The 13,250-nt window shown below is 63.2% G+C and carries 16 protein-coding genes; all 16 read right to left on the bottom strand.

Going from position 1 to position 13,250, the window contains the following annotated elements:
• Positions 1-2,634 (bottom strand): phage tail tape measure protein (locus HMPREF0298_RS11475; RefSeq protein WP_006839230.1); only part of this gene is annotated, 2,634 nt, incomplete at its 3' end.
• A gap of 15 nt (positions 2,635-2,649) precedes the next feature.
• Positions 2,650-2,865, bottom strand: a complete 216-nt coding sequence (locus HMPREF0298_RS01065) for a hypothetical protein (RefSeq protein WP_050758232.1) — start codon at positions 2,863-2,865, stop codon at positions 2,650-2,652.
• A gap of 152 nt (positions 2,866-3,017) precedes the next feature.
• Positions 3,018-3,389, bottom strand: a complete 372-nt coding sequence (locus HMPREF0298_RS01060) for a hypothetical protein (protein WP_040422128.1) — start codon at positions 3,387-3,389, stop codon at positions 3,018-3,020.
• A gap of 108 nt (positions 3,390-3,497) precedes the next feature.
• Positions 3,498-4,424 (bottom strand): Ig domain-containing protein, encoded by a 927-nt coding sequence (locus HMPREF0298_RS01055; protein ID WP_006839227.1) that lies wholly within the window; start codon positions 4,422-4,424, stop codon positions 3,498-3,500.
• Between the two features lie 64 nt (positions 4,425-4,488).
• Positions 4,489-4,902 carry a hypothetical protein gene (locus HMPREF0298_RS01050; protein ID WP_006839226.1) on the bottom strand — a complete coding sequence of 138 codons (414 nt, stop codon included), beginning with the start codon at positions 4,900-4,902 and terminating at the stop codon, positions 4,489-4,491.
• Positions 4,899-5,171: a hypothetical protein gene (locus HMPREF0298_RS12090; RefSeq protein ID WP_006839225.1), complete on the bottom strand. Its 273-nt coding sequence runs from the start codon at positions 5,169-5,171 to the stop codon at positions 4,899-4,901. The genes HMPREF0298_RS01050 and HMPREF0298_RS12090 overlap by 4 nt, the downstream gene beginning before the upstream one ends.
• On the bottom strand, positions 5,155-5,514 hold the full coding sequence (locus HMPREF0298_RS01045; RefSeq protein WP_006839224.1) for a phage head completion protein: 360 nt from the start codon (positions 5,512-5,514) through the stop codon (positions 5,155-5,157). The genes HMPREF0298_RS12090 and HMPREF0298_RS01045 overlap by 17 nt, the downstream gene beginning before the upstream one ends.
• Positions 5,511-6,011, bottom strand: coding sequence for a hypothetical protein (locus HMPREF0298_RS01040; protein WP_006839223.1), 501 nt, complete (start codon positions 6,009-6,011; stop codon positions 5,511-5,513). The genes HMPREF0298_RS01045 and HMPREF0298_RS01040 overlap by 4 nt, the downstream gene beginning before the upstream one ends.
• Positions 6,012-6,029: 18 nt before the next feature.
• Positions 6,030-6,212, bottom strand: coding sequence for a hypothetical protein (locus HMPREF0298_RS01035; RefSeq protein ID WP_006839222.1), 183 nt, complete (start codon positions 6,210-6,212; stop codon positions 6,030-6,032).
• A 3-nt stretch (positions 6,213-6,215) separates the two neighbouring features.
• Positions 6,216-7,469 carry a phage major capsid protein gene (locus HMPREF0298_RS01030; RefSeq protein WP_006839221.1) on the bottom strand — a complete coding sequence of 418 codons (1,254 nt, stop codon included), beginning with the start codon at positions 7,467-7,469 and terminating at the stop codon, positions 6,216-6,218.
• Positions 7,462-8,604 carry an HK97 family phage prohead protease gene (locus HMPREF0298_RS01025; protein WP_006839220.1) on the bottom strand — a complete coding sequence of 381 codons (1,143 nt, stop codon included), beginning with the start codon at positions 8,602-8,604 and terminating at the stop codon, positions 7,462-7,464. The genes HMPREF0298_RS01030 and HMPREF0298_RS01025 overlap by 8 nt, the downstream gene beginning before the upstream one ends.
• Positions 8,601-9,953: a phage portal protein gene (locus HMPREF0298_RS01020; protein ID WP_245527423.1), complete on the bottom strand. Its 1,353-nt coding sequence runs from the start codon at positions 9,951-9,953 to the stop codon at positions 8,601-8,603. The genes HMPREF0298_RS01025 and HMPREF0298_RS01020 overlap by 4 nt, the downstream gene beginning before the upstream one ends.
• Before the next feature lie 13 nt (positions 9,954-9,966).
• Positions 9,967-11,589: a terminase large subunit gene (locus tag HMPREF0298_RS01015; protein WP_006839218.1), complete on the bottom strand. Its 1,623-nt coding sequence runs from the start codon at positions 11,587-11,589 to the stop codon at positions 9,967-9,969.
• Entirely contained in the window at positions 11,579-11,926 is a 348-nt protein-coding gene (locus tag HMPREF0298_RS01010) for a terminase small subunit (protein ID WP_040422127.1), read from the bottom strand. Before HMPREF0298_RS01010 ends, HMPREF0298_RS01015 begins: the two co-directional genes overlap by 11 nt.
• A 145-nt stretch (positions 11,927-12,071) precedes the next feature.
• The gene (locus HMPREF0298_RS01005; RefSeq protein WP_006839216.1) at positions 12,072-12,395 is read right to left on the bottom strand and encodes an HNH endonuclease signature motif containing protein; all 324 of its coding nucleotides are present in this window, start codon (positions 12,393-12,395) and stop codon (positions 12,072-12,074) included.
• A 37-nt stretch (positions 12,396-12,432) separates the two neighbouring features.
• Complete coding sequence (locus HMPREF0298_RS01000; protein ID WP_006839215.1) at positions 12,433-13,092, bottom strand: MerR family transcriptional regulator; 660 nt, start codon at positions 13,090-13,092, stop codon at positions 12,433-12,435.
• Positions 13,093-13,250 lie beyond the last annotated feature (158 nt).

Genomic DNA, 13,250 nt, shown 5'->3' with positions numbered 1-13,250 from the left:
CAGCTGCCAACCCGTCTGAATCCAGCCGAACACGGGCTGCAGCACACCAACCCACATCCAGTTTGCGGCCGCGACCATCAAGTCCCAGGCCGGGCGGATGACGGTCTCCCATCCCCACTGAATCCCAGAAGACAACAGGTTCCAGGCAATCAACATTGGTGTGAGGACGGCGGTGGCGATGACCGCGAACATAAACTTCCCTGCCGTGACGAGGCCATTGAATACTGGCAGGATGATCGCGTTGTAGGCCCAGGACAGTGCCCCCGTGAACGCATCCCAGCCAACTTGAATACCAGCCCACACCGATTGGAATGCCGGCAGTAGCGTTCCCGCGGTGAACGCTGCCATGGGTACGAACACTGCGTCGCGAATCCACGTCCACCCAGCGGTGAACTTGCCGACGACCCAGTCCCACCCTGCCGACAGTGCGTCCGTGAACTGCTGCCACATCACGCGGCCGGTCTCCGTCTGAGTGAAAAAGTACGTCACCCCCGCCGCGAGCGCTGCCACAGCCATCACCGCGCGCATGATCGGGTTCAATGCCACAACGCCGTTGAAAGCTGCCTGCACTGCCGTCGCGACCTTTACAGCGTTTTGCCACAGCAGAATCGCACCGGTCCACAAACCCCACACGCCTGCTGCCGCACCCACAGCCGCGACGAGCGGGCCGAGCCACGCCTCGTTGCGCTGTACCCAATCACCGAAATTTTGGAACGCGGGGACAATCTTGTTCTCCGTCACGTCCCAGAGGAGCATGAACCCGTCGGACGCTAGGGCTGTGACCGTCCCCTTGAGTTTGTCCATGCGGCCACCAAGCGAATTGGCGATCGTATCCGCTGCCGCCTGAGACGCGCCCTCGAACCCCGCCATGGCGTCACCTGAATCGGACAGTCCCTTGAGGAACCCCGGAATTTTCGCCTTGTCGAGGTCCTCAATGGGTGTACCAAACAGGCTAACCGCGAGCTGGGCCTGTTCTGCCGGATCCTTGACGCCCAGGAGCGAATCGACAACCTGGTCAAACGCGCCCTTTGCGGTCTCACCACCGGCGAGAAGACGATTCTGGATATCTTCACCTGCCAGCCCGAGCGCATCAAGCGCTTCGACCGCACCGGTGTCACCCAGATCGGTCGCTCGAATGCCGAACTCCTTGAGCGCGTCACCGACCTTATCCAGGCCGATTTTGCCCAGCTCCGCCGAATTCACCAGAAGCCCAAACGCTTCCTGCCCGCTAAACCCGAGAGACGAGAAGAACGTGCCGTACTCATTCATCACCTCAGGCAATTCGTCCCGCATTGCGGCCGGCACGCGCTGGAACGCCGCCATCATCAAATCGGAGGCAGTCTCCACATCCGGTGCCAGACCGTTCGTGATCAACGACCCCGCGAGCTGGGTAGCCTCCGACATCTCGACACCGAACGTCTTCGTGAATGCTAGGAAGTTATCGGATAGCTGCGCTGCGGATTGTTCTCCTTCGGAACCGAGATAACGGAATTGGGATGAGAGCGCTCCCACTGCACCAGCTGCTTCGTCGGCGTTCGACGCGAGGCCAGAGCCGAGAACATCGCCCACCTCTTGCCCGAGTGCTGCGGCACTTTCTCCTGTGAGTCCGAGCTGCAGATTCATTTCCGAGATCGCACCGGAAGCGTCCAACCCGACCGCTGCGGCCGCGCCAATACCCGCGACACCTGCAGCAGCCACGGCCGCGTTTTTCGCCACATCCGCGATACCAGACACGAAACCGTGGGCGGACCCCTCCGCGGCGTCCATATCCTTACCGAACCCGCGGACCTTATCTCCCGCTTCACCCACCTCTTGCCCGGCGCGCTGCACTGAGTCTGCGAGGTCGCGTTGCACCCCTCCGAGGAGCATGGTTTTGGAGCGGACGTCGTCTTGCGCGTTGGCGAGGTCGGCGGCCGCTTTTTTGACCTGGCCTTGCGCTTTGACTACGTCTAGTGCGGCCTTGTCGGAGTCTTTTTGGGCGCGTGCGAGTTCTTTTTCAGCCGCTGCTGCTTCCTTGGATTCAGCGCCGTACTTTTCCCGGATTGTGGTGAGCGCGGCGGTGGATTCTTCCAAGCGCTCTAGGGCCATCGCTGCGTCCTGCTCGGCGTCTTCCAGAACCGCTTCAGCGGCGCGCGCTTTGCCGGTGGCGTCGATGTGTTTAACTCGGGCGGCGGCGAGCTGGTCCTCTGCACGGACGAGTTGCCGGGAGGTTGCCTCGCCACCTTCGCGAACAGTGTTTAGGTCGGATTCGCGGGCGGAGACGCGAGCTGCGGCGTCAGCCGCTTTTTGCTTCGCGACCTCGAGGGCTGTTTCGGCTTTTGCCAAGTCCCCCATTGTGTAGTTTCCGGCAACGCGGAGCTGATTGAGCTTTTCTTCCGCGACGGCTGCGTCGGACGATGCCTGCACTTCTGCGTTGCGGGCAGTGGCCAGCGCGCGTGATGCTGCATCAACCTTGTTTGCCTGCGCAGCGAGACCGTCCGCGACGGCCTGTCCGGAGCGCTCTCCCGATTCCCTGAATCCCTGTTCGAGATTCTTGCCGCCCGCGCCTGCCGCTTTCGCCGCTTCCTTGGCGACGGTGGATACGAATCCTCGCATCGAGGCGTTGACCGGGATCCAGACTTGGCTTTCAGCCATGGCGGGTTCCTCCTTTTACTCGAGGGACAGCAGGTAGTCGAGAACTTCCTCCGGGTCGTTGTCGCCAATGGAGCCGAAGGTTTGGGTGTTGGAGGACTTGCCGCGTTCCCACGGGTACGGCGGCATCTCGTCGGACGGCATCTTTGCCTTCCTGTCCCCGTTTCCCCGCGCGGTGATCACCTGCAGTTCCCACAGCGCCCACAGTGCCCGCCACAGAAGCGAGTCGGTCATGGTGTACGGCCGACCGCCTGTTTCGTTCCATCTCGCGGGAGAGTCTTGCGGGAGGTACTCGCACATGACGCGGAGCTTGCGGAGGGTGACCTCTCCGCGGAAGAATTCCGCGAGGGGGTCACGCCCCGGGTACGCTTGAAGCAACGCGGCTTCTAGCGCTTCCGCGCCGCCGTACGCCGCTGCGAGCGATTCGATCGAGTAGGGTTTCCCGCCGCATCCTCAGCGCGGGACTTCTTGAGGTGCTCGTTGAGGACGACGGACCACAGGTTCGCGGAGCCGCCGACTGTAAGGAACCTGTCGTATTCGTCGTCACCCATGTACCAGGCAGCTACGTCCGGTCCATACTCCGGGAGGCTGTCGAGCTCGCCGACTTCCTCGTCGGTCAGGAACGTCGGATCCTTGAACGTGAAGGACTGGTCCTTGAAGGTGAACGAGACCCGGCCCTCTTTGACGCCGGTTGCTTCTTCCTTTTGTGCGAGGAGGGCGTCGAGGTCGTAAACGTCGGATTTCTTGTTGGTAGTCATGGCAGACCCTTTCTTGCGAAGTTTGAACGGCAGGCCCATTTACAGCGAGAAGTGAGGGGGTGCGGGCGGGCCTGCCAAGGTGAACCCACACCCCCACCCGTACGAGTGCTACTCGGCGGCGGAGTCGATGACGCGCAATGTCAGCGGCTTCGTTGCACTCAGGTTGTCCGAGTCCTTCACGCCGAGGGTGATGGAGTAGGTACCGTCCGACGTCGGGGTGCCGGAAATGGTGCTGCCCGAGAGGGTGACCCCCGGAGGCAGAGCGCCGTCCTCGACGTCCCACGTGTACGGTGCGGAGCCGCCCAGGGCAGCGAGTTCGATCGGGCCGTAGACCTCACCGACCGCACCATCCAGAAGCGCCGCAGTCTGAACGCGCAGCGGGGCGACACCGTCAGCGGTGGCGGACACGGCGCCCGAAGCGCCGGAACCATCCCACCCAGCAGAGAACAGCCAGCGCGCAGTCTTGCGCTCCAGTCCGGGCTGGGCGGCGTACTCCGCACCCGCCGGGTAGGAGGTCAGGGTGATCTGCAGGCCGATGGCCTCACCGCGCTGGATGGTCATGCCGGAGCGCTCGGAAACCTTGGCGTTTAGGAGGATCAGCTTCATAGCTTTATCGCCGTCGACAACGTCGATGATGCACTGCTGGTTCTCGAACTCCGGAGCGTCGCCCTCATCGAAGTACCAGGAACCGTCAGCGTTGACGACGATGTCGCCACCGGGGACGCCGAAGTACAGTTCGGCGTTCTCGCGGGTGAACTGCCACAGGGTGAGCTGGACCGACTTGACCGCGCGGGTCATGTCAGTACGGATCGGGTTCACCTCCTGCCACGGAATGAACTCGTTCGTCTCGTCGTCGAAGTTGATCGCGATGCCGTCAGGAGACAGGTAACCGCGGTTGATGTGGATCGTGGGGTCGTACTTGCCGGAGAAGTCGGTCGGCACATTCGTGCCGAGCGCTGCCGTCCGAAGAGCGCCGGTCACACCGACGCGGAGAGCGGCAGCACGGAAACCGGAAAGAGTGTCCTGGTTGGGCATGGTCAAGCCTTTCTGTGGAAATTGATGAACCCCGCCGATGTGGCCGACGGGGTGGAAAAACGTACTAGGGACCGGTCACGGCCAGATCGACGACCGTGCCGATGACCTTCACACGGTGGTTAATTTCTTCGCGGGTGGACAGCCGAGGGCAATCAACGTCTTTAACGCCTGTCCCCTCGATGAACGGGAGCTGGTGAAGCGCGCGGCGCACCTTCACCCCCACCTCCGTCGCCTTTGCCCGGGAGGAGTCCACTACCTCCACGTCTAGGGTGACGTAGTCGACCAGCGCGGTGATCGTCTCCCCACCCCAGGCTGCAACCTCGGAGCCTGGCAGGAGGTCGACCACAACGGCTGGAAGGTTCGCCTCCAGGTCGTCGGCCTTCGGTAGTGAATCGGCCACCCACACGTCCGGGCCAAGAACTCCCTGCACGACGCGGATAGCCTTCCTGAGGATGTCGAGCTCGCCTACTTCGTTCATCTCCGAAACGCCCTTCCTGCCCGGCGCGCTATCCGAGCTGCTTGCCGTTTGTCCGACGGGTCTTTGACCGTGCCCCGGATGTTGAGTGACGCGCGGCCGCTGGGGGTGTGGTACTCGACGATTTCCACGGTGGCGTCGATCTCGGCGCGGGCAAGGTCACGACGCGTGCGGGAAGCTATTTTCGTTGCACGTTCGTGCACTTTTGCCTTGACCTGCGGTAGTTCCATGGCTTGGCGGAAAAGGTCGTCACCGTCAATTTCTGCGGGCACCTCGGATCACCTCCAGGTCGCATTCGGTGTGAGCGAGGAACTCCGTGCGCCAGTGCAGCGGGCGCGCGGCAACATCGAGTTCGATTCCACCCCAGGTGTCCACGCGAACACGGTCGGTGGGGCGGAGCTCCTCGATAAGGTTTGGCGGTTCGGAGAACACCCTCCACTTGTCACTGACTTGATGCGACGCGGCGGATTCTGTTTCCTCCGATCCGACTGGCTGAACTGATACGGGGAAGGTGACCGGAATTTCGACCGGGTTTGTCCAGTCCTCCTCCTTGCCGCCGTACTCACCGTCGACGATGCGGGCCCGCAGGATCGTAATTCGCTCGGTGAATATCACGGCATCGGCCCCAGTTTGTAGCGGTCGAGTAGTCGCCACTCTGAGGATTGAGGTGTCATTGCACCGGGTGCGCCGACGGAGATGCCGCCGACGGCCATGTTGGTTCCCGGTTGTTTAGACCGGGAAGCCATGTGCATGGCAACGGCGGTGAGTGGGGTTGATTCGAACCCATGGCGAATAGTTGCGGTGACGCGGCGGAAGCCGCGGCGGGGACGCTGTTTGAAGCGGATCATGCCGGATTCGGACCACTCGATGCTGTCGAGTGGGACGGGGGTGCCGTCTACCTCGACGGAGGTAACGTCGAGGAGTCGCAGAGTCGGCAGGAATATGACAGAGTCGCCGGCGGTGTCGACGGTGACTGTGTCGCTCCTGATGGGCCAGACGTGCCAACCCGCCAGGTCCCGGAGCGTTTCAACCGCGAGGTTGATGTCGTCCTGGGAGACGGGTACAGCAACGTCCGGGTTGGGGGTCAGCCCATGATCAGGGTCGACGTCCATGGTGACCCTCCTTTCCCTCTACTCCGAGGCGGTGGTGCGCTTGCGTGGACGGCGCGCCCGGTCGGGGGATTCCTTGGTCTCCGGCACGCCGGCCTGGACGCGGGTCGCGCCTGGGTAGCGGTCCTTCGCGGTTTTCTCAGTCAAGCGCAGTGTGAGCGGCCCATTGTCAGTGCTGACACGGTAGGGGTAGAGCTGCTCCATGGCTTAGGCACCTGCCGGGGTGCCGAGGGTGCCGGTAACGAACGCGGCTGGGAGCGGGACCATCAGGCCGACGCGCTCCTCGGCGCGTAGCGTGATGAGGTTGTGCTCGAAGTCGACGTCGTTCTGGTTCGCGGAATCGACACGAACGCCACCCTTGCGCAAGACGGTTGCGCCCTGGCGGAAGTTGCCGAGAACGTAGGTGCCGGCCTTAACCGCTGCGTTCGTGGTGGCGGTCTTGAGCCCCCACACCGGCGGGTTGATGAGCATGTTGCCGTTGCCGTACTGGCCGGTGAACGGGCCACCTGCGAGGAACTGACCGTTAGCGTCCTGGGCAAGGCGCATACGTCCGTAGTCGAGCTCGTTGAGGATGACCGCGTCGGCGGAGAGGTTGGTTGCGCGGCCCGGGAGGCGGGACGCCTCGAAAATTCCCTTGAGCTGCTCGATGGGGTCAGTGGAGTCGATGTTGAACTCCTGAATTCCCTCGCGGTTGAGCAGGCCACGGACGTTGGAGCCTGCGCCGTCGCCCTGGACGAGCTGGTACTCCTCCGCCACGGACAGGTCGTAGACGAGCTGGTTGTTGATCCAGTCCACGATGAAGCCGTAGTCTGCGGCCATTTCGTCGGAGATCTTCGTCAGCGCCGCGATCTTGGACAGTGATTCGGTGACGACGTCAAAGGTGTCGTAGCGGATGTACGGCTTCTGAGCACCCTCGGCGACAGTCGCGAAAGCTCCCTCGGCAATGCGCTTCGCTTTCTCGACCAGGTACTTGATGACCGGCTGGGTGACGTTGGCGGATCCCATCAGATCGGCGACAACGAGTTGCTCGCGGCGCTGGTTGACGATGGAGCGCTCAAAGGTCGTGCCCCACCCGGCGATACCGGAACCGTCGAGGGGGCGGACCATGGGTTCGGAGGCAGCCTTCATTTCGAATTCTGGGACGGAGAAGTCCAGGCGCTCACCGTCCTTCTGACGTTTCACCATTTCGAGGCCGTGCTTGGCAAAGTGCTCACCGAGGCTGCGCGGTTCGGCGCCCTTCTTGCCCGGGGTATCGCCGAAGGAGGCGCCCGCGAGGAGCTTCTCAGCATTGCCCTGAACCTCGGAGGCCTTGAGCTTTGCATCGATCTCGTCGACGGACTTGATGGCAGTCTCGAGGTCTCCGCGGAGATTGTCGTCGGTCGGTGCTGCCTTGTACTTGTCGAGAGCGGCACGGACGGCATCCATTGCCGCCGCGCGCTTCTCCATGAGGGTCTTATGCATAATGCTTCCTTTCAAGAAACTGGAGGTGTGCTTCGTAGGCGGCGAGTTCGCCGTCCTTCTCGTGGGTGATCTCCTGGAGGACCGTGCCGCCGGTACCCGGCACGAAGTCACGTCCGGGGTCCAGGAGCTCGGCGATGGAGCCCGCATGCATGGCGACGGACTCAGCGACCGCTGGGTTGGCCTGCTTCGCAGCGGTCACCAGCGCTTCAGTCGCCTGCTTGACGGTGAGGATTTCGGCCTGCGGGTTCGCTCCGACGGGGACGACGGAGACCTCGTAGAGCTTGACCCGCGTGATTTCGTATACCTCGTGGCCGTCTACTTCGGCGAAACCGCCGTCGAGGACGTTGAAAGCGAACGACATCTCGTTGAGCCGTTTCGCCTTCATCAGCCGGTAGACCTGTGCGGCCTTTGGGTTGTCGAGGTCGAGGCGGGCGGTGACTCGCAGGCCGTGGTCGTCCTCGCGGATTTCTTCGACTGCTCCGATGTTGGAGAACGGGTCCGCGAAGTCATGCCCGTAAAGAACAGGCACGACACGGCCGCGTTCTTGGAAGTCTGCGATGGTTTCGGCGAACGCTCCCGGGCGGATCAAGTCACCGTAAGTGTCTTCGTTGTTGAACACGCTCGCGTAACCCTCGAAAGTCCCGTCGGCGGCGGTGTCGTTCGGGGCGGCCTTGAGTCCAACGGTGATTGTCTTGGTCTTGGTCTTGGTCACCTTTTCTCCTTTCTCCCCCGGGATCTCCGGCGGGTTGAGGTACCACTGCTTGATGCGTTCGATGGTTGCGTCGGGCCTGCCCTCCCGCATGGCGCGGGCGATGCACTCGTTCTCCCCTGGGTCGAGGACGTGGAATGTGGCGCCGAGTGCGGCGAGCGCGGTGATTATCGTGTCGGGCGGGCGAGAGTTAACGAGCCAGAATTCCTCGACAGGCGCTTCCGCATCGAGGAGCCAACCGGTGAGCCCGCGCCGCATAGCCAACACGGCGTCCATGACCGGGCCCGGCGCGGTTTCAACCACGGGTTGTGCCGCGACGGTGGACGCTATCTTTTCGAGGTCGAAGCGGGCTACCCCGGGGGCAGCGTTTGCGTCGACGAACGTTGACTTGCCGGAGCAGGGCGGTCCCATTACGACGTGGATCATTCACCGTCACCTCCAGGCGCGGGGTCAATGTCTGGCGGCGTGTCTTGGTTTTCTTCGTCGATGGCCGTCGGTGCGGTGGTGACGTTGAGCGGGCGGATGAGATCGTCGCCGCCTTCTAGGGCGGGGAGGTTTCGCATGGCGCGGACCTCGTTGATGGTCATCCATGGGCCGCCGGCGGCGCTGGTTTGCATGTCCGCTTGCTCTTCGAAGTTGCCCCGGAGTTTCTCTTCGAGGTTGAACTCGACGTAGTAGCGCGATTCATCGATGCCGAGCATGGGCAGGACGAAGGAGTTCAGTGTCCCCTCGATCTGCTTGATGAGCGGGCCGAGTGAGTCGACGTAGAGGCTTTGCCGGAAGGCCTGGACGTTGGAGTAGTTGGCGTTGTCGAGCAGGCCGACCATTGTCGGGTTGACGTGGTAGACCTGCGCGACGGTGGAGAGGGACAGCTTGGTCATCTCTGGCAGCTGCTCGTCCTTGGCATTGAGGTGCTGCGGTTCGAACTTCATGCCGTCCTCGAGCACCATCGTGCCGCCGGCGTTCGAGCCGCCCGAGCTGTATTGCTGTGCGAGTGACGTCTTGAACCGGCGGCGGCCTTCTGGCGACCATTTGCCGACGTCCTTTTCCGGTGGGCGGGTGATGACGCCGCCGAGTCGCGGGCCGTTGCGCCAGAGCTCGGCGCGGTAAGACGCGGCCTGCAGCTGCTCGCGCAGCGTTTCCTTGAGGGAATCGACCGGGGACACACCGATCTCCTCGAACTCGGGGTTGTAGCCGTGGACGTGGATGAGGCGGTCTCCGATGTACTCGCGGATGTGGCCGCGGTTGTCGCGGATACGGATCGCCTTCAGCGTCCACGGGTCCTCGTAGTTGCGGCCGATGATCCAGGAGATGGGAATGCGCACAATCTCCGGTGTTTCGTCCGGGGTGTCGAGGACGGCCCACATGAACTCGTCGAACAGCAGATAATCGAGAATCGACGCGCGCAGCATGTCCTGCATGAGCTGGTGCCGGTTCGGGCGCTGCATCAACAGTGGCAACAACCCCGGGCGATCAGCGTCGAGCGGGTCGCCCGGTTGCCACTCCGCGGCATCGCCGATGCGGACCCGTTCGCGGCCACCGTCCGGCATACGCTCGAAAGTGTGCAGTGATACCGCCGCGATCTGCTCGGCGATGTACGTCACGACCGTTCGTAGGTGCGGTTGAGAGCTGTAGAGCTCCGCAGGGCCGAGCTTGTCGACGTCGCGTGCCAAGGTGGCGAATATCGGGGCGGCGAACATGTACTCGTTGTCCGCATTGCCCAGAATCGCGGCCGCTTCATCGAACCGCCCGAACAATCTACTGAAGATACCCACGGGCACCACCTCCTCACACGAACATCAGTCCGCCGTCCTCGTACTCGTCGTTGTCACCTGGTTCATCTGGTTCGGGCACGTCCTCGCCGGGCGCGTCGAAGTTTTCGTCGTCGTAGGCTGACGTCACCGTCGCTTCCGTGCGTGTGGCCATCCACCACGCGATGTTTGCGGCCACAGTCGGTGCCGCATCTGTCGCTGACTTCTCCCGGTCCCAAATGAAGATGTCACCGCGGCGCTTCTCTACGGCCCCTTCGATAGAGACCGTCAACACCGGCTGATCGCGGTGTCGGATCCCGCGGTTCTTAATCTCCGTGACAAAGCCAAGCACCGACGACGACATGTCCGTTCCCTGCCACTCGGCAACCTCGATGCCCGCCTCCTGCAACTTCGGCAAGAGTGCCGCCGAGGCAGACCCGCGCACCTGCATTCCCACAACACCGGAGAACCACGGCCTGTTCTTGCGCGCGGCGAGCCACGCAGGTACCCACCGGTACCCGGCGCGGCTCGCGATGATCTCGATGTGCCACAGGCCGTCCTCGCGCTGGGAGGCGATGGCCACGTGCGCCCACCGTCCGTCGAGCGCGACGTCGATGCCGACGAACACCTCCGCGCCCGGCGCACGGGCGGAGGTGGTGTCCGTAAGCGACTCCCAAAGTTTCAGGGAAATCTTTCCCGGGGTGAGGACGTCCTGCCACTGGCATAGGCACTCGGCTCGGAAGCCGGGCTCATTGTCTCCTGCGATGGCGTCTTTCGCCTCGGCCATGATGGAGTCGGCGGTGAGGTTCGAATAGCCCATCGACGGGTTCGCCTGTGCGTGCGCGGCCGGGTCGAGAACATCGGCGTCCGGGTGTGCCGAGTAGGAGAAGAACGCGGTCTGTGTGGCTGCCGTAGTTCCATCGTCGATCTGCTTGAGCGCAGACTCCCGCAGGGAGCGGAACACCACCGAACGCAGGTCGCCCGCGTTGGAGAAACCCCACACCTGCGAGCGCGGCCGATTTCGGGACGTCGGGACTATAGCGTTCCATGCGTCCCAGTCGAGGTGCTCACGCAGCTCGTCCAAGAGAGCTAGATCGACCGATTTCGAGCGGCCGCCCTTGCGGGAGGTCACGGCGAGCGACCAGATCGGCATCTTGCCCGCGAGGTCGAGGACCTCCGGGCGGGGCGCGATTGCGAGCTCCATCGCGGCCTTGCCATTCGCTCGGGAACGGTACGCCCCGTTGTATTCATCGTCCTCCTCTTCGGCGCGAGGATTGTCCGGCAGGAAGTAGCGCAGGACCGGGTTCCACGCCGCGAGAGCAAACGCCTCGTCGAGCGTGTCCTCCGCGTCGCCGAGCGACTGTGCGGCGGACAGTACGCGCGACGCCCCGAATTGGAAGATCCGCCACAGGCCCAAAATGACCATGAGCAGCGTCTTTCCGTTCTGCCGCGCGACCTCGACGATGACTCTCTTGAAGCGGAACTCTCCGTTGGGCAGGAGTTCCAGGCCGTGGATCAGGACCCACTTTTGCCACGGGTAGAGCTCCACACCGAGCAGCTCAGCGAACTCGATCACCTCGAACCCCTTGGAGGTTTCCGGCGTCAGCTCACGCAGTGGCGGAATGTAGAAGCGCGGCTCGGTGCAGCCCTTACGCTCCATGCCCCTTCGCTTCGGTGGCGGTCTCCCGGCTCATACGGCGCATGATGTCGATAACGTCCGGGTTTCCACCTGCCTTTGAGGTCGTCGTGTTCTCCGGGGCCTGAGTCGGCGCCATCCCGAGCAGCTTCATCACGCCCAGCAGGTGCGGGCCCAGATACAGCGCTTTCGTCGCCGTCTCGGTGTCCGTTGACCGGGACTCGTCGATGTTCTCGGCATAGGCACGCCCCAGCGCAACGACGCCGCCGTACTCAGCCGGCACGGGCGCTGGCAACGCCTCCATCGAGTCGATGAACGCCCGCTCCAGCTCGCCCACAGGGCGTTCAGGACTGCTATCCACGGTCAACCTCCTTTACAAAGACTCCGACGCTCACGCGCCGACGGCCCTAGGGGGGATACGCTGCGGGGAGAGAGGCCACCTCACCCGCCCAGAGATGGCCCGGCGCGAACGCTGGTGATCTAGACGCCCCTACCCCCAGGCCCGGTCACCACTGCTCTGAACAGGAGCCGAGGTCCGGGGCCGGGGCGCCGTCCTTGCGCGAACGGTTGCACGAGGCGTGGGACGGGCGCCAGTTCGACGGGTCGTCCTCCAGCTCCGGGTGAGTAGAGCGCGGCAGCACATGGTCAGGTTCGAAGGCGTTCACTGACTGCGGTGGCGCGTTGTAATCGATGGGCTGGCGGCACAGCCAGCACACTGACTGCATTGCCTCGTGCTCCGCCCGGAACTCCTTGCGCCTGGCCTTGGTTGCCCGGTCATCCCACGCCAATGGGCGCACCTCCCCACGCATGACGAAAGCCACCGGAATCATTCGATTCGGTGGCCCAGCTCTTTCGTACGTCAGTTTATCAACTCACCTGTGCCACATTGTGATTACGCTGGTCACGGCATGCGTTTAGTACGTCCTCCAGTCGAACGAGCACACGACCATCGGGTGTCACATCCGAATCGATAACCCCACTGTCGACCCACCGGTACACCGTCCGCCTCGAGACCTGCACGCCGAAGTGGTGCGCCCACGACACGATCTCCCGCACACCACCGACCTCAAGCGGGGAAGGCGCGTCCTTCTCCTCCGGCGGCATCACCACATCCGAGACGAACCTCGCCTGCGCAATGATCTCCTCCGCGCACATCACACCCCACGGCATCTCCGCTATCAGCGCCACGCGTGAGAACAGCCATGCCGCGTCCTCCACCCCGCCACATCCAGGAACCGGGGCCTGGCCCGGATCAGCGCGGACCAGCGCCATTACCCATCGCCGAAGCAGCCACTCCGTCTCAACCTTCACGTCCAGCACCGACACCACCAATGGCACCTTCGACGTTCGACGCGCAGGCGGCTTGCCTGCGTTCTCCCCCGAACACGCCTGCCTCGGCACAAGAAGATCATCCAGCCCAGGAAGATCACCCTCCAACCTATGCAAGGACCTCGACAACATCGACAACAATTGATCATCCATCACGCTTGCTCTTTCCTCCACGCTTACCTCTACGACGACGACCATTACCGAGACCTGTCCTGTCCAACCCTGCTCTACCCGTCCCGTCCCTACCCGACCCGACGGTCCTAGAAACGTCACCCTGGCGACCTGGGTCGCGTCCTAGGACAGTTACCGTTTCGTTACCTTTCGCTCTGCGGGTGTTGTCCGGCGCTGCGCGGTGA

Origin of the sequence: Corynebacterium lipophiloflavum DSM 44291 (assembly GCF_000159635.1) — a bacterium.
Classification (GTDB): Bacteria; Actinomycetota; Actinomycetes; order Mycobacteriales; family Mycobacteriaceae; genus Corynebacterium; species Corynebacterium lipophiloflavum.
Note: the sequence above shows the minus strand (reverse complement) of the source record. Positions and strands in the feature narration are given on the sequence as shown.